The organism is Streptococcus parasanguinis (assembly GCF_047465465.1).
GTDB classification, from domain to species: Bacteria; Bacillota; Bacilli; order Lactobacillales; family Streptococcaceae; genus Streptococcus; species Streptococcus parasanguinis_AI.
On record NZ_JASGZU010000001.1, the window covers coordinates 371,289 to 386,089 of the forward strand.

General features: G+C 39.9%; 19 protein-coding genes and 1 tRNA gene. 17 read left to right on the top strand and 3 right to left on the bottom strand.

Features of this window, described 5'->3' with window-relative positions; genetic code table 11:
- Window positions 1–30 precede the first annotated feature (30 nt).
- From QM351_RS01900 to QM351_RS01910, 3 genes are all read left to right on the top strand, one after another.
- The gene (locus QM351_RS01900; protein WP_414326320.1) at window positions 31–702 is read left to right on the top strand and encodes an ankyrin repeat domain-containing protein; all 672 of its coding nucleotides are present in this window, start codon (window positions 31–33) and stop codon (window positions 700–702) included.
- Window positions 703–889: 187 nt separating this feature from the next.
- Window positions 890–2,398: a glycerol kinase GlpK gene (glpK, locus tag QM351_RS01905; protein ID WP_155125316.1), complete on the top strand. Its 1,509-nt coding sequence runs from the start codon at window positions 890–892 to the stop codon at window positions 2,396–2,398.
- A gap of 326 nt (window positions 2,399–2,724) precedes the next feature.
- Window positions 2,725–3,489: a (S)-acetoin forming diacetyl reductase gene (locus tag QM351_RS01910; protein ID WP_003006860.1), complete on the top strand. Its 765-nt coding sequence runs from the start codon at window positions 2,725–2,727 to the stop codon at window positions 3,487–3,489.
- Window positions 3,490–3,604: 115 nt separating this feature from the next.
- Here the strand turns inward: QM351_RS01910 and QM351_RS01915 are convergent, their stop codons facing one another.
- The 3 genes from QM351_RS01915 to QM351_RS01925 form a co-directional block, all read right to left on the bottom strand.
- Complete coding sequence (locus QM351_RS01915; RefSeq protein ID WP_003016441.1) at window positions 3,605–3,847, bottom strand: type B 50S ribosomal protein L31; 243 nt, start codon at window positions 3,845–3,847, stop codon at window positions 3,605–3,607.
- Window positions 3,848–4,008: 161 nt separating this feature from the next.
- Window positions 4,009–4,593, bottom strand: a complete 585-nt coding sequence (locus QM351_RS01920) for a DUF5336 domain-containing protein (protein ID WP_129824138.1) — start codon at window positions 4,591–4,593, stop codon at window positions 4,009–4,011.
- Between the two features lie 96 nt (window positions 4,594–4,689).
- Complete coding sequence (locus QM351_RS01925) at window positions 4,690–5,634, bottom strand: DHH family phosphoesterase (protein ID WP_414326322.1); 945 nt, start codon at window positions 5,632–5,634, stop codon at window positions 4,690–4,692.
- A 148-nt stretch (window positions 5,635–5,782) separates the two neighbouring features.
- On the opposite strand from QM351_RS01925, the gene QM351_RS01930 reads away from it, so the two are divergent.
- The 14 genes from QM351_RS01930 to QM351_RS01995 all read left to right on the top strand — a co-directional run bounded on the left by QM351_RS01930 (window position 5,783) and on the right by QM351_RS01995 (window position 14,722).
- Window positions 5,783–6,052, top strand: a complete 270-nt coding sequence (locus QM351_RS01930; protein WP_414326323.1) for a TIGR04197 family type VII secretion effector — start codon at window positions 5,783–5,785, stop codon at window positions 6,050–6,052.
- 17 nt (window positions 6,053–6,069) lie between these two features.
- Window positions 6,070–6,444 carry a DUF3958 family protein gene (locus QM351_RS01935; protein ID WP_023917933.1) on the top strand — a complete coding sequence of 125 codons (375 nt, stop codon included), beginning with the start codon at window positions 6,070–6,072 and terminating at the stop codon, window positions 6,442–6,444.
- Window positions 6,419–8,341 carry a DUF3114 domain-containing protein gene (locus tag QM351_RS01940; protein ID WP_371496642.1) on the top strand — a complete coding sequence of 641 codons (1,923 nt, stop codon included), beginning with the start codon at window positions 6,419–6,421 and terminating at the stop codon, window positions 8,339–8,341. The genes QM351_RS01935 and QM351_RS01940 overlap by 26 nt, the downstream gene beginning before the upstream one ends.
- The gene (locus QM351_RS01945) at window positions 8,262–8,909 is read left to right on the top strand and encodes a hypothetical protein (RefSeq protein WP_229042363.1); all 648 of its coding nucleotides are present in this window, start codon (window positions 8,262–8,264) and stop codon (window positions 8,907–8,909) included. The genes QM351_RS01940 and QM351_RS01945 overlap by 80 nt, the downstream gene beginning before the upstream one ends.
- Window positions 8,910–9,004: 95 nt before the next feature.
- The gene (locus QM351_RS01950) at window positions 9,005–9,682 is read left to right on the top strand and encodes a hypothetical protein (protein WP_229042364.1); all 678 of its coding nucleotides are present in this window, start codon (window positions 9,005–9,007) and stop codon (window positions 9,680–9,682) included.
- A gap of 97 nt (window positions 9,683–9,779) precedes the next feature.
- Window positions 9,780–10,478: a hypothetical protein gene (locus tag QM351_RS01955; RefSeq protein WP_414326326.1), complete on the top strand. Its 699-nt coding sequence runs from the start codon at window positions 9,780–9,782 to the stop codon at window positions 10,476–10,478.
- A 162-nt stretch (window positions 10,479–10,640) separates the two neighbouring features.
- Window positions 10,641–11,084 (top strand): flavodoxin, encoded by a 444-nt coding sequence (locus QM351_RS01960; protein WP_009730912.1) that lies wholly within the window; start codon window positions 10,641–10,643, stop codon window positions 11,082–11,084.
- Between the two features lie 63 nt (window positions 11,085–11,147).
- The gene (locus QM351_RS01965; protein ID WP_049487625.1) at window positions 11,148–11,420 is read left to right on the top strand and encodes a chorismate mutase; all 273 of its coding nucleotides are present in this window, start codon (window positions 11,148–11,150) and stop codon (window positions 11,418–11,420) included.
- Between the two features lie 46 nt (window positions 11,421–11,466).
- Window positions 11,467–12,630, top strand: coding sequence for a chloride channel protein (locus QM351_RS01970; RefSeq protein ID WP_414326711.1), 1,164 nt, complete (start codon window positions 11,467–11,469; stop codon window positions 12,628–12,630).
- A gap of 123 nt (window positions 12,631–12,753) precedes the next feature.
- On the top strand, window positions 12,754–13,101 hold the full coding sequence (gene rplS / locus QM351_RS01975) for a 50S ribosomal protein L19 (protein WP_003003254.1): 348 nt from the start codon (window positions 12,754–12,756) through the stop codon (window positions 13,099–13,101).
- Between the two features lie 43 nt (window positions 13,102–13,144).
- Window positions 13,145–13,216 (top strand) — tRNA-Arg (locus QM351_RS01980).
- Between the two features lie 205 nt (window positions 13,217–13,421).
- The gene (locus QM351_RS01985) at window positions 13,422–13,655 is read left to right on the top strand and encodes an Imm74 family immunity protein (protein WP_155167766.1); all 234 of its coding nucleotides are present in this window, start codon (window positions 13,422–13,424) and stop codon (window positions 13,653–13,655) included.
- 20 nt (window positions 13,656–13,675) lie between these two features.
- Complete coding sequence (locus tag QM351_RS01990; RefSeq protein WP_070505644.1) at window positions 13,676–14,230, top strand: hypothetical protein; 555 nt, start codon at window positions 13,676–13,678, stop codon at window positions 14,228–14,230.
- A 69-nt stretch (window positions 14,231–14,299) separates the two neighbouring features.
- Window positions 14,300–14,722 (top strand): hypothetical protein, encoded by a 423-nt coding sequence (locus tag QM351_RS01995; protein ID WP_223324781.1) that lies wholly within the window; start codon window positions 14,300–14,302, stop codon window positions 14,720–14,722.
- Window positions 14,723–14,801 lie beyond the last annotated feature (79 nt).

Consider the following 14,801-nt stretch of genomic DNA (forward strand, 5'->3'; position numbering starts at 1 on the left):
ATTTATTTACTAGGTAAGGGGGGAAAGACCATGCAAAAAACCTTTCAGTTATTGCGAAGAGGAGATATCGAAGGAGTCCGTCAGATATTGGATAAAAAGCCTGAAGAAGTCAATGCTGTTTCGGGTGACAAACCTAAAAGAGATCAAGGCCAATCCCTTCTTCAAGTCGCTATTAAATCGGGACATTTAGATATTGCGGACTTACTCATTGATAGAGGGGCAGATCTTAACTTTATTGAAGAACCTACAGAGCTGAATCCATTTTGTCAACCGGTTATCCAAACTGCCGGTGGAAGAGCTGTATTTGACTGCAGGCGCATGATCAAACGTTGGAATGGTCAATATGAGATGTATTCGTCTAAGGAAAAAGCTGACGAGTCTTTCAAGGTTTTTAAAAAAATGTTAGAACTTGGAGCAGATATCTCTCAGAAGGACAGCCATGGTGGGACTTTGTTGCAAACTATTTTAATTGAAACCAAGGAAGTGCTGCCATCTTATTATTGGAAAACAAAAGAAACAAGCGATAATGTCCTCATAACGGATGAATTACGTCATGATTTAAATCGTATTTATGATCTATTAATTCGTTACGGTGTGACTGCGGACGAAATAGCGGTCTATCAGAACATTCCTCTCAAAGAACTTTACCAAGACAGCCCTACCATGGAGTTCTTAAATCGGTTAGATCAGAGCAGATCTTGATAAGCATTTGAACTACTAGTTAAAAGAGCCTCAGGGCTCTTTTTGCTTGGTCTGATAGAGCTGGAAGTACTAGGAAAATGTTAGATCGAATTTTCTTTAAAAAATGGATACAAATCCATGATGAAATAGAGTATACTAGTTGATGAAAGAACAAGATTTTTAAGTACCTAATTCAGGAGGGCAGTTTATGTCTCAAGAAACTTTCATCATGGCGATTGACCAGGGAACAACTAGTTCGCGGGCTATCATTTTTAATAAAAAAGGCGAGCAAGTCAGCTCTAGTCAAAAGGAATTCACTCAGATTTTTCCGCAGGCTGGTTGGGTGGAGCACAATGCCAATGAGATTTGGAACTCGGTTCAGTCGGTGATCGCTGAGGTCTTTATCGAAAGTGGCATCAAGCCAAATCAAATAGAGGCGATCGGCATTACCAATCAACGGGAGACGACAGTTGTTTGGGATAAGAACACAGGCCTTCCTATTTACAATGCCATTGTCTGGCAATCTCGTCAAACTGCTCCACTGGCTGAAGAACTTAAAAACCAAGGCTATGTAGAAACCTTCCACCAAAAGACAGGTCTAGTCATTGATGCCTACTTTTCAGCAACTAAAGTTCGTTGGATCTTGGACCATGTTGAAGGGGCGCAAGAAAGAGCTGAAAAAGGAGAACTGCTCTTTGGAACCATTGATACTTGGCTGGTCTGGAAGCTGACGGATGGAGCTGCCCACGTGACAGACTATTCCAATGCAGCCCGTACCATGCTTTACAATATCAAGGAACTGAAATGGGACGATGAGATTTTGGAAATCCTCAACATTCCTAAAGTCATGCTTCCTGAGGTGCGGTCAAACTCTGAAATCTATGGCAAGACAGCGCCTTTCCATTTCTACGGTGGACAAGTGCCGATTGCAGGGATGGCGGGAGACCAGCAAGCGGCCCTCTTTGGTCAATTGGCTTTTGAACCTGGGATGGTCAAAAACACTTATGGAACTGGATCCTTCATCATTATGAATACGGGTGAAGAGATGCAGTTATCGGAAAATAACCTGCTGACGACGATTGGTTATGGAATCGATGGCAAGGTCTACTATGCATTAGAAGGATCGATCTTTATCGCTGGGAGTGCTATTCAATGGCTTCGCGATGGCCTTCGGATGATCGACAGTTCACCTGAATCCGAGGCCTATGCTCTGAAGTCTCAGAACCAGGATGAAATCTATGTGGTTCCTGCTTTTACTGGTCTTGGAGCACCATATTGGAACCAAGAGGCGCGTGGTTCTGTCTTCGGGCTTACCCGGGGAACGACCAAGGAAGACTTTATCAAGGCAACCCTTCAATCCATTGCCTATCAAGTACGCGATATCATCGACACCATGCAGGTGGATGCTAAAACTCCTATCCCTGTCCTAAAAGTAGACGGAGGAGCAGCGAAAAATGATTATTTAATGCAGTTTCAGGCAGATATTCTTGGAATTGCGATTGCTCGTGCCAAAAACTTGGAAACCACTGCTTTAGGAGCGGCCTTCCTAGCAGGTCTGACTGTAGGCTATTGGAAGGACTTGGAAGAATTAAAATCTCTTCATGGAGCAGCCCAAATCTTTGAACCCAAGATGGATGAATCTCGTAAGGAAGAGCTGTACAAGGGGTGGAAGATAGCAGTCAAAGCTACTCAAGTATTTGCGGAGTCTGATGACTAAAGGGATCAATCAAACGAATAGTTTAAGAGAAGCCTTCGAAAGAAGGCTTTTTATGTAGGATTTACAGAATAGAACAGTTAACCGTTTTGGCTAAAAGCTTTACTCTATTTCACGCTTTCATTCACTTATCACTAAATAAAAATATCATATAAATAAACTTTTTTTAAAAAATAACAGGCCAGAGTTTGACACTTTTTTCACAAAGGAGTATACTGTTAGCATAGTTTTGTCGGATATTTATAAAAGATCCCATCAAAACTAGTTGTCAACCCTTGCTGTTCTGATAGGAACGTTTGCTGGTATCATTGATACCAAGGAGGAATCATATGTCTAAAGTAGCTATTGTCACAGGTGCTGGTCAAGGAATTGGTTTTGCAATCGCAAAACGCTTGGTGCAAGATGGCTTTAAGGTTGGAGTATTGGACTACAATGCTGAAACAGCTGAAAAAGCAGTTGCTGAGTTGTCCGCAGAAAATGCTTTTGCAGTCGTTGCCGATGTATCAAAACAAGCAGAAGTGGCTGCAGCTTTCCAAAAAGTTGTTGACCATTTTGGAGATTTGAATGTTGTCGTGAACAATGCAGGTGTTGCGCCAACTACACCACTTGATACAATTACAGAAGAACAATTTACACGTACATTTGCTATTAACGTTGGTGGCGTGATTTGGGGTGCACAAGCAGCTCAAGCTCAGTTCAAAGCACTCGGTCATGGTGGAAAGATCATCAATGCGACTTCACAAGCAGGTGTTGTAGGTAACCCTAACTTGACTGTTTATGGTGGTACTAAATTTGCAGTTCGTGGTATCACACAGACTTTGGCGCGTGACTTGGCAGATTCAGGCATCACTGTCAATGCTTATGCACCAGGTATTGTTAAGACTCCAATGATGTTTGACATTGCTCATGAAGTTGGGAAGAACGCAGGCAAAGACGACGAATGGGGTATGCAAACATTCGCTAAAGATATCACTTTGAAACGTCTTTCTGAACCAGAAGATGTAGCAGCGGCTGTCAGCTTCCTTGCTGGACCTGACTCAAACTACATCACAGGTCAAACCATTATCGTGGATGGTGGAATGCAGTTCCATTAAGATAAAAAACAGAGGTTGGGATCAACATCCTAACCTCTTATTTTGTGCGTTCACAATAAAAGAAACAGAGATCAAAAAAACCACTCCCAAAAGGGAAGTGGTTTTGTGTTGGTTCTTATTTGAGACCGTATTTTTTGTTGAAACGATCCACACGTCCATCTGCTTGAGTGAACTTTTGACGTCCAGTGTAGAATGGGTGTGAGTCTGATGAAATTTCAACACGGATCAATGGGTAAGTTTCACCTTCGAATTCAACTGTTTCGCTAGAGTATTTAGTTGAACCGCTGAGGAACTTGTAACCAGTAGTAGTGTCCATGAAGACAACAGGGCGATATTCTGGATGGATATCTTTTTTCATTTTGCAATATTTCCTTTCTGCCATGGTCTCTTTCCGAGCCATAGATTGTTACTAAGCTAGTTTACCAAATTTCCAGGATCTTGACAAGTATTTTCACTAATTTTATTTAAAATAATGATCAAAAAAATCACCCTGGCTAAGCCAAGGTGAATCTAATCTTATTATTGTTCAGATTGATTTGGATCTTTTGGTGCTTCAACTGGTTGATCAGCTTGTCCCTCAGTGTGTTCGTGTGATTCTTTTTTGATTTCATTTACAGCAGTTTTTACAGTAGAAGTTGTCACGCGTCCAACAGATTGGGCAAATCCTTTACCAGATTCAGCAAGTTCTTCGAATGTTCCTTTAGTGATTTTACCGCCTGACATCGCCAAGAGACCAGTTACAACAATAGCGATTGATGCGATTAAAGCAAGGATCAAACCAAAGCCAATTGAAACGCCATAACCATTGAAGTTAACAGCATATTTGTTTACACCAAATAGATCGATCAATGTTACGATAGTTGAGAGAGCCCCTGATACGATAACACCAATTGCAAAACCTTTTGGTAGTGAAGATTTCACATCGTTCAAGCAAGCAAGGACAATCGCAACGACTGCGAAGATAATAACAAACCATCCATCTCCGTGAAGACCATTCCAGCTGTATGAACCAAAGTTTCCAGCATTCAGGCTTGCCCATGGCAAGAAAGAGCTAAGAATCGCTACTGCAGCAGAGATAATGATAAACAAACGATTTTTTTCCATAATAAATCTCCTTAAAAATTTTATTAGCTTTATTTTACCATAAGAAGGAGCAAATGAAAACCCCATGACCAAGATAAAAAGGCTGAGAAACCGTTCTCAGCCTTCGTTCGTGCGAGCCACTTCTTGTAGCTCTTTGTAGATTTGGTCGTTTTCTTCGAGGGAGTAGGAGTTGGCTCCACTGGCTAGTGGATGGCCACCACCATTATGACGTTTGGCGATTTCGTTAATCACTTTTCGTTTGCTCCGCATCCGAACACGGAAGTGACCGTCAGGCTGCTCAACAAAGATAGCCCAAACAGACACGGTATCGATGCGTCCAGGAGCTCCGACAATGGCAGCAGTCTCAGAATCACGTAGATCGAATTTCTTCAAGAGCTCTTGTGTCAGGGTAACACGCGCTGCACCATGTTCATCGATCTCGAGATGGTCATAGACATAGCCTTGAAGCTTAGCAGTTTTGAGATTGATCGTATCCATTTGACGAGCAAGTGAAGTAAAATCAAAAGGAATGCTTCGAAGGGTTGCAGCAATCTCAAAGGTCCGAGTCGAAGTGGCAGGATAAAGAAAACGCCCTGTATCGCCGACAATCCCGGCATAGAGGAGACGAGCAGCACTAACCGGGAGTTCGAGATCCAATTCCTTGGCAAACAGGGTAATCAACTCGCTGGTAGAGCTAGACTCGGTATCGACCCAGAGTAGATCACCATAAGCATCGTCATTTGGATGGTGGTCGATCTTGATCAGGAAATCTCCCGTCGTATAGCGCTTGTCATCGATGCGGGGAGTATTGGCCGTGTCACAAACGATCACCAAAGCTCCCTCATAATCCTCATCCTTGACGTCATCCATCTCAGCTAGCCAAGTCAAGGTCGGCTCATCATAGCCAGTTGCCAATACCCGCTTTTGAGGGAAGTGCGCACGCAGGAGATCCCGCAAGCCCACTTGGCTACCAATCGCATCCGGATCCGGATTTTGATGACGGTGGATAATAATCGTGTCATAAGCTTGAATCTTTTCAAGAATGTCATTCATTACGTTCATACATTACCTCATTTTCTCTGTCAATTTTAACATAAAAAAGGCCCATCCAGCAAGCATTTATCACTATGTAGGGGCAGTGGAAGCGGTTTTACAGATATTCAATATTTTGGTAGAATGAATGAATAGATTGAGTATGGGAGGAACTAGAATGATTGAAATTAAAAGTAATGCTGAGACAGCACAAGAGTTAGCGGCTTCTTTAAAAGATAGTGGGGATACACTTTCGGGAGTTGCAGCAGCTTCAAAAGATGAACAAACCAAACTATCCGGTAATGATGCTGCCCATCAAGCCATTGATACTGCTAAAACCAAAGCAGAAGAAATTGCAGCAGCGATTGAATCAATCGGGACCAACCTACAAAGTGTTTCAACTGGATTTACAGAAGTGGATGAAGCGACTGCTGCGAGCATGCAATAGGTTGAAAGAGTAGGAAGATGGATTACGATCAACGACTGTTAGAATTAAGAAAAAAAGAAGACCAACTTTTCCAGAAAGAAAGGGCCATTATAAAAGAAACAAGAAAGTTGGAAGAGGATTTGAACCGCTTTGAAGCGTATAGCTATGATGCACACCGTTTTTTATGGAATGCATTTGAATCTTATCCTTCCTCTAGAAATTTTTTTGACCACCTTCAGGAGGAAGCCCTTCATGAATCGCGAAAAATTTCAACTAGTTATTTGGAAGAAATAGATGAATTAGCTATCCAAAAAAGAACAATCGAAGATGATTTAAATGATATTTATCACGAACGAAAAAAACTAAACTTTGAAAAGGAGAGTGACGATGGGAATCGAAGTTTATCGAGGTAGTTTGGATAGTCAGGCTACTAGCACAGGGACGATGGTTGAGCAGCAACTGAAAGCCTATGAGGCACTAGAAACATCATTAACCCAAATAGAAAACTCAGCCTCACGCTTGTCTGGCCAAGCTTACGACTCATTTAGAACCTTTGTGACAAGTGTTGTTAAGCCATTGAAAGAAGCCGGCGTAGCTTTAGCGGATGCGACACAAGAAAGTGTGAAAAAGCTCCCAAAATCCTATCGCTCTGAGGTGGCTGATGAGGACTTACAGGAAGAAAAGTTGGTTTCTGATATTGAACAGTGTGATCGGATGATTGCTATGTTTCATGCAGAGATCAATGAAATTGCAGCTAGTCAATCGACCAGTGCTGGAGATTTTCAACGGTTGCAGAGATTACAGCGACTTCAAGGCTTAAACATATTAGATGGTATTGTAAAAGCTGCTAGAAATAAACTACAAGAAAAATTAAACAAACTAAGAGCATTTAATGCAACGTCACCAAGCATCTTCTGGGAAATTGATGTTTTAGCCCAAGCTATTCAAATAGCTGTCAATCAAATTAACGTAGCGTGGGATCCAAATACTGGAATGTATTCTATTCCAAAGGATTTATCTTGGTCAGATCTCGTAAATGAAACGATTAAGAATAAAGAGTTTGAAAGTGAATATTTGCCAACGAAACCAAAGGGTGTAACAGCTTTCGAATATAACCAATTTCTCACGGGATTACGTGAACAATCAGTGAACCTTAAAGAAATAGATGGTTGGGATAAGGATGCCATCAAAGGTTATGTCAAAGGCGTTTCAAAAAGAACAGCAGATATCAAGACAGGTAGCGAGTTAAACGCAAGGAGAGATGCTTTATATGCGGAAACCAAGGAGATTGGATCCGATATTTATACAGAGATGTATGCTAGTAGTAAACTTGATTCAAAAGCGAAAGTAAAACTGGTTCTTAAGCAATTGGGGGCAGAAACGGACAAAAAGCAGTTTATGCATTTGACAAGTCAAACCCATAAGATTTCAGAGAACCTACCACCACACGGTGATTTCAACATGTATTTCAGACGGGATGTGGTAAAAGCGTTTGGAAATGAAAATCTTAATTACCAAAAGGATCCACTTAGGCAACAAGTTCATTTCTTCCGCTATTATTTGGATCGTCAAGCGATTTACTATATTCGCAGTCATTACGAAGGAGCAAATGATTACGAAAAACTGTTAGCATATGGTAAAGAAAATAATATTGAATTTGATTATACAACTGGCTCTAACTACCATAACCGCTTCACTCCAAAAGATGGCTTCAAACATCCCTATAATATGAAGGTTCAAGTACCCAAAGGCAATTCATCTAAAGGGAATGATTTAAACAATGCTCGGATGGTGGAGTTTATTGTGAATATGGATACCGGCGAGTTTGATAGCCAATGGGATGCCTATGACAAGCACAAACTTCCAAATGGTCGCTATGATTCCAACCCAGATCATTATTCTGAAGAAGAATTAAGAGAAATTGCAAATACGGAGTCCTTTAACTATGGTCCTTCAAAAGGTGATAATTCTGATGTTACTAAGTTTTACGAAGGTAAACATGGAATGCTCGATGTGGATGGCACTCCTGAGCCAGCTACTCGAACTGAAGCAAAAAAACTATTTCGCTATGAAGATGATTTGGGTAAAACAGATGAAAAAACTGGTCATGTAGGTCAATTCGCGGATATTGTAAAAGGAGGAGGACATGAAGATTATGAAGCATGGCAACGTAATACAAAAGGAATGTCAGAAAAAGAAAAAATGGAAGAGTATAATAAATATAAAAGTTATGCTAGTGGCATTAAGCCTAGCGATCGCGGGTATAATAAGTATACTCGTAGCCCTGAGTACATCAAAGAGCATAAGTGATACTCATTCAATATTAATAAATAAACGTTATATTGAGACTCAAAGTATTTCAGATAATGATAAAAAATTATCAATCAGTGCGGGTTTTGATTTAAAAGATAAAGAATTTTTTTATTACCATGGAGCTGCAATAAAAAATAGTAAATTGTATGGTGGTAGTCAGGAATATAGTGCTGCGGAGTATTATAAAAGAGCTTTGGATATTGAGCTCACTTCAGCACTTTTAAATCACCACATTAATATTGAAGATATAAAAGATTCCAACTATCAAATCACTCGTTCAACTGATTCATTCATCAATAAAAAATTATTAGATGAAAAACATCCGCCAGAATTTGAAGGTAGATATTCTATCAAGGATAGTCAATTTTCCAAAGTTCGTATCACCTACAACAAAGAGTTTCTACCTACTAAAATTGAGTGGTACTATAAGGGTGAAGAAGGGCTAAAATGGTACACTTGGCGCACGTATTCATACCCATTTAAGAATAAGGCTGAATTTAATAAGAAGCTTGATGAAGAAATAGAAACTATTAAAGAAATTCAAGAAGAAAATGAGGGTGATTGACCTGTTATTGAAATAAAGCTGAGCTTATTTAGGGCCCAGCTTTATTGTTAGGAAGACACTTCCTTTTAGGTATATATTTTGTTAGAATGAGAGAGATGAAACACATTAAAAGATTAACAAGCAAATGGGAATTATTGTTTCATTTGCCAAAAATAATGATGGCAATTCTTGCCCTGTTTTTTATAAGTAGTTGCAGTAACAATCGATCAGCATTGAATGTTTTAAAGAAAAAGCAATTTGTTATGATCAAAATGGGAGATCCTACCGAAGAGCATTTTGAGGTTGGGTTGGATCTTGATAAAAAGGAATATTACTATAATGATGAAACGGCAGTGAAAGACGATACAGTTTATGGCGGTTATAAAGCAGACTGGGATCGTAAACAGTATTACAAATCTGCGATAAATGAAGAACTCTCATCGGTATTATTGAGCAACAAAATTACTACTGATGAAATAAAGAAATCTAACTATCAAATTACGAGCTCACCAAAAAGGTTTGTGGACGATAAATTGATGAAAGAAGAGTATCACTCAGAATTTGAGGCGATTTATTTAAATAAAAAACGTCAATTCACCAAAGTTCGTATCACCTACAACAAAGAATTTTTACCAACCAAAATCGAGTGGTACTATAAGGGTGAAAAAGGTCTGAAATGGTACACTTGGCGCACGTATTCATACCCATTTAAGAATAAAGCTGAATTTAATAAGAAGCTTGATGAAGAAATCAAAACTATTAAAGAAATTCAAAAAGAAAATGAGGGTGATTGACCTGTTTTTGAAATAAATCTTAGCTTATTTAGGGCTCAACTATTTTGTTAGGAAGACATTTCCTTTGGATTAGATATGTTGTTAGAATGATGTGGAAATGATGAAAGAAGTTAAAAAGAGACGATTCAGTTTAAAAGTTTTTCTAGTTGCTTTGATTCTTGTAGTTGTTGCTGGAATTTTCATAGTTGTTCAAAGAGGTAAGATTCAAGAAGATTCAAAATCGATATTAGAACAACAGCGGTTTATTGTTGTGGATAGCTCGATAAATGGAAATTTATATAAATATAATTTTGAAAACGGATATGATCTAAAGAATAATAATTTTTATAGTATCACACAAGTCGTAGTAAAAAATGGTAAAAAATATGGCAGTTATTCGGACGAAAAACCATCTGATAGGTATCATAGAAACTTATACCGAAATGTCACTTCCGCAATTCTGAATTTAAAGGTTCCAAAAGAAGAGATCGAGGAGTCAAACTTTATCATTGAACGAGATCCGAAATCTCTAATCACTAAATCACAAGTGAAAGGAAAAATGACACCTGGATTTGAGGCTAAAGTTTTAGATAAAGAAGACCAATTTACCAAAGTTCGGGTCACCTATAATCAAGATTATTTACCGATCAAACTTGAATGGTATTTTAAAGGGAAAGATGGGTTGAAGTGGTATACCTGGAGCCGTTTTTCCTATCCATATAAGACTGAATCTGAATTTAATAAAAAACTAGATGAAGAAATCAAGCGTATTAAAGATATTGAAGAGGAGTACGAGTTGGAGGCGAAAAACGGATAATAATTGAACTATTAAAGAGATTCAAAAAGAAAACGAGGGTGATTAGGTTGAATCGGTCCAAATTCTTGAAACGTGTCCCTTCTTTCAGCTTATCGGGAAAGGTTTCGTGCAAAATGCTTGAAAAAGTGGTATAATACGGGAAATAGCTTTTGGGAGGAAATTATGACTGTAGCGAAGATTGTTTTTGCTAGTATGACTGGAAATACTGAAGAAATTGCTGATATCGTAGCGGACAAATTCCGTGATCTTGGTGTCGAAGTAGATGTGGATGAGTGTACAACTGTGGATGCGGAGGACTTCCTTGAAGCAGATATCGCAGTGGTAGCGACTTATACATACGGTGATGGAGAGCTTCCAGATGAGATCCAAGATTTCTACGAAGATTTGGCTGGCCTTGATCTCAAAGGCAAACTTTACGGTGTGGTAGGATCAGGTGATACCTTCTACGATGAATTCTGTAAAGCAGTTGATGATTTCGACCGTTGCTTCGCTGCGACTGGTGCTGAAAAAGGTTCTGAGTGTGTCAAAGTTGATTTGTCTGCAGAAGACGAAGACATTGAAAAATTAGAAGCCTTTGCAGAAGAACTCGTAGCAAAAGCAAATTAATGACAAAGAGGCTGGATCGATGGATTTTAGCCTCGATTTATATCCAAAATAAAGAGGAGACACATGGATTTAGATCAGATTCGTAAGGACATTGACCAGATCGATCAAGAGCTTGTAGCCTTGCTGGAAAGACGGATGGTCTGTGTCGGTCAGATTGTAAAATATAAGGAGCAACAGGGCTTACCTGTGCTCGATCAAGGAAGGGAAAGAGAGGTGCTTGAGAAAGTCGGCTCTCTCGTGACGGATGAGCAATATCGTGCAACCATTCAAGCTCAGTTTCAAGATATGATGAAGCGCTCGAGAGACTTCCAAGAGGAGGTGAGGGCGCGTGACTAGTCTATCGATCAAGCAAAAAGCACAACAGTATGTGGTCCTAACAGGGATGGCTCTTTTCATTGGTCTCTTGGTCGGTGCCATTGACATGATTTTTGGTCAAGGTCTTCTCCTGATTGGAGATTTTCGAAGCCAGCATTGGCCCTTGATTCTTTTTCTAGCCATAGCGGGTCTTGTCATCGTTTATCTTTATAAACGTTTTGGTGGCAAGGCTTCAAAAGGGATGGGCCTCATTTTTGATGTCGGGCACGCGCGTGAGGAGAAAATCCCCTTGGTCTTGGTACCGTTGATCATGCTGACGACCTGGATGAGCCATCTCTTTGGTGGTTCGGTCGGTCGGGAAGGTGTAGCAGTCCAGATCGGAGCGACCCTTTCGCATCGTTTTGCGCGTTATATCAAGATTCCAGATGCTTCGCGTATCTTTCTCATGACTGGGATGGCAGCTGGTTTTGCGGGGCTTTTTCAGACGCCACTCGCAGCAACCTTCTTTGCTCTTGAAGTCTTGACAGTTGGGGAGTTGCAGTTGATGGCTCTCTATCCAGCGCTCATCGCCTCAATCGTGGCTAGCTTCACCTCTCATGCCCTTGGTTTGGAGAAATTTGCTGTGCCACTTAGAGAAACGCTGAGCTGGACACCAGAGACCTTGATCAAAGTCGCTCTACTTGGCCTAGCTTTTGGCCTCGCTGGGAAACTCTTTGCTGTTAGCCTTTCATGGTTGAAGAAAACAGTCGCTCAAGTCTTACCTAATCCTTATATCCGGATTGCCCTTATAGGGGCTGGACTCAGCTTGGTCCTCTTGACTCTCCAGCTGACCAAGGTCGGAACATACAGTGGTCTTGGAACCAATCTGATTGATGTGGCTTTTCATCAGGGCATTGCGCGGAGTTATGACTGGATCTTGAAGCTCCTCTTTACCGTGGTGACGATTTCAGCGGGATACCAAGGAGGAGAAGTGACTCCGCTCTTTGCGATCGGAGCTACGCTTGGAGTCTTTCTTGCCCCTATGCTGGGCTTACCTGTCTTAGTCGTGGCCGCTATCGGTTATGCCAGTGTCTTTGGTAGTGCGACGACGACCTTGCTCGCACCGATTTTGATTGGAGGAGAAGTATTTGGCTATGCCAACCTGCCATTCTTTGTCATTGCTTGTGCCATCGCCTATTGCCTACCAAAAGAGTGGAGCATTTATTCCGGTCAAAAAGTTGCGAAAAAGTAGAGAAAAGAGCTTTACAAACCTGAAATTATCTGATATGATAGTTTCTGTGCGTAATGGAAGCACAAAAATACAGTTTATCCGCTGAGGGAGGTCCCTCAAGATTGACGAAGATAGGAGAATAAAATGAATCCATTAATCCAAAGCTTGACTGAAGGTCAACTTCGTACTGATATCCCTGCATTCCGTCCTGGTGATACTGTTCGTGTACACGCGAAAGTTGTCGAAGGATCTCGTGAACGTATCCAGATCTTTGAAGGCGTTGTTATCGCTCGTAAAGGTCAAGGACACACTGAAATGTACACTGTTCGTAAAATCTCTAACGGTGTCGGTGTTGAACGTACATTCCCAGTACACACTCCACGTGTAGAAAAGATTGAAGTTGTACGTTACGGTAAAGTACGTCGTGCGAAATTGTACTACCTTCGTGCATTGCAAGGTAAAGCAGCTCGTATTAAAGAAATCCGTCGTTAAGACGAACAAGGAGGCGGGAGTGATCTCGCTTCTTTTTTTATAAGTCCCCTTAGTTCAATGGATATAACAACTCCCTCCTAAGGAGTAGTTGCTGGTTCGATTCCGGCAGGGGACAATATAGATAAGTAAAACACTGATTCGCCAGTGTTTTTTTTTTGGTTTATACAAGGATGGATCTTAGGGAAAGTTCTTGTATGGTATAATAGTGGAAAAAGAGACACTGAATTTTAAGGTAGTCCTACCTTTTTTGAATACCAAATTAAAAAAATTATGAGTGCTCTAAAAGTTTAATCTGAAAGGGATATAAGAAAAGTGAGAAAATGAAAATTTCTGGTACAAAGTCTATCATCACATTTGACTATGAAAATGGTTATGTTTTAAAAGCAAAGGGAGAATTGTTAACCAATGGAAGTTTTACTGCATATAGGTCAAGTATACAGAATTGGGAGCCACCATACAACCACATTCGTATCACAGAGAGCGAGATAGATAAACTTGTTGAGGAAGTGGATTCCATGATGACTGAGCAAACAATACAGATCGAATTTATCTGAGTTAGAGTAGGAGAAGGATGATGAGAATCGATTACAGTGAACAGATGGTCACATGGGAGTGGGATGGTTGTGTAATAAAGATAGAACTACCAGATATCATTCATGCGGAATATAATAAAAATGAGAACATTGTTATCGTCTATAGTGGAGAAAACTTTGTAAGTAAAATCATTTTCTACTTTAGCTTAGAAGGAAAATTGTTAGGGCAACAAAATCTACTAGAAGGAACCGTAGATTGGAATCATAATGGTCAACACCAGATTGTTTTTCATCATTTACATCATCTTCGCTTTAGCCCTAAATATCAGCGTATCTTCAGTATATTTCGCTCATCAAGTGACTTTGGACTCCCTTCAGAATTAGAGATTTATAATTTAGAAGGTGAGAAAATTGACCAAATTGAATCTCCTGCAGGGTTTACTATGCTATATATTTCTGAGATAAGTAAGAAGAAACTGAGAATTGTATGCGAGGCTCTTAAAGAAGATTCCTTTGATAAATTTGGTCGAAGTGATTTCTATTTTAATTTGGAGTTAGAAACTAGAAAATGGGTAAAAGATGGCATTGCCTATTGAGGAGGAGAAAAAGAAGCCTGATTTTATGATATTCTGGTTGAGAAAATAACCTGCACTAGGAGATATAAAATGAAACCAACAAACCTAAAATGGGAAGATGTTATCCAGTTTGAAGAAGTAAAAGGATACGGGAAGTCAATTTGGAAAAATGAGGATAAATATTTTTTAGTTTCAGAAGAGGGAACTGTGGCTTCTTGGTTAGCAGTCTATGATTTACCCCAAGAATTATTCTCTCTATTAGATAGTGGAGAGAGATCACTACTCGAAGTATCTTGGAAGATTAAACACGATTCTTGGCCACCGACGGAAGAAGAAAAGAAGGCTAGTGAGAAACAATTTGTATTAAAAGGCTTAACTCCTTTAATAGCTAATCCTAAGAGTTGGGAATTATTTACTCAGGAAGAGCTTGAGACATTAATTCCACTTGCTGAACAAAAATGGATTGACTGGAGAGGCAAACTTCCAGATGATTATGTGTCACCATTGAAATAGACAAAAAGAAATAGTATGACAACAGAAATTCAACAATACAAAAATTGTACGGTATAAAAAAACAATAATGATTATCAGA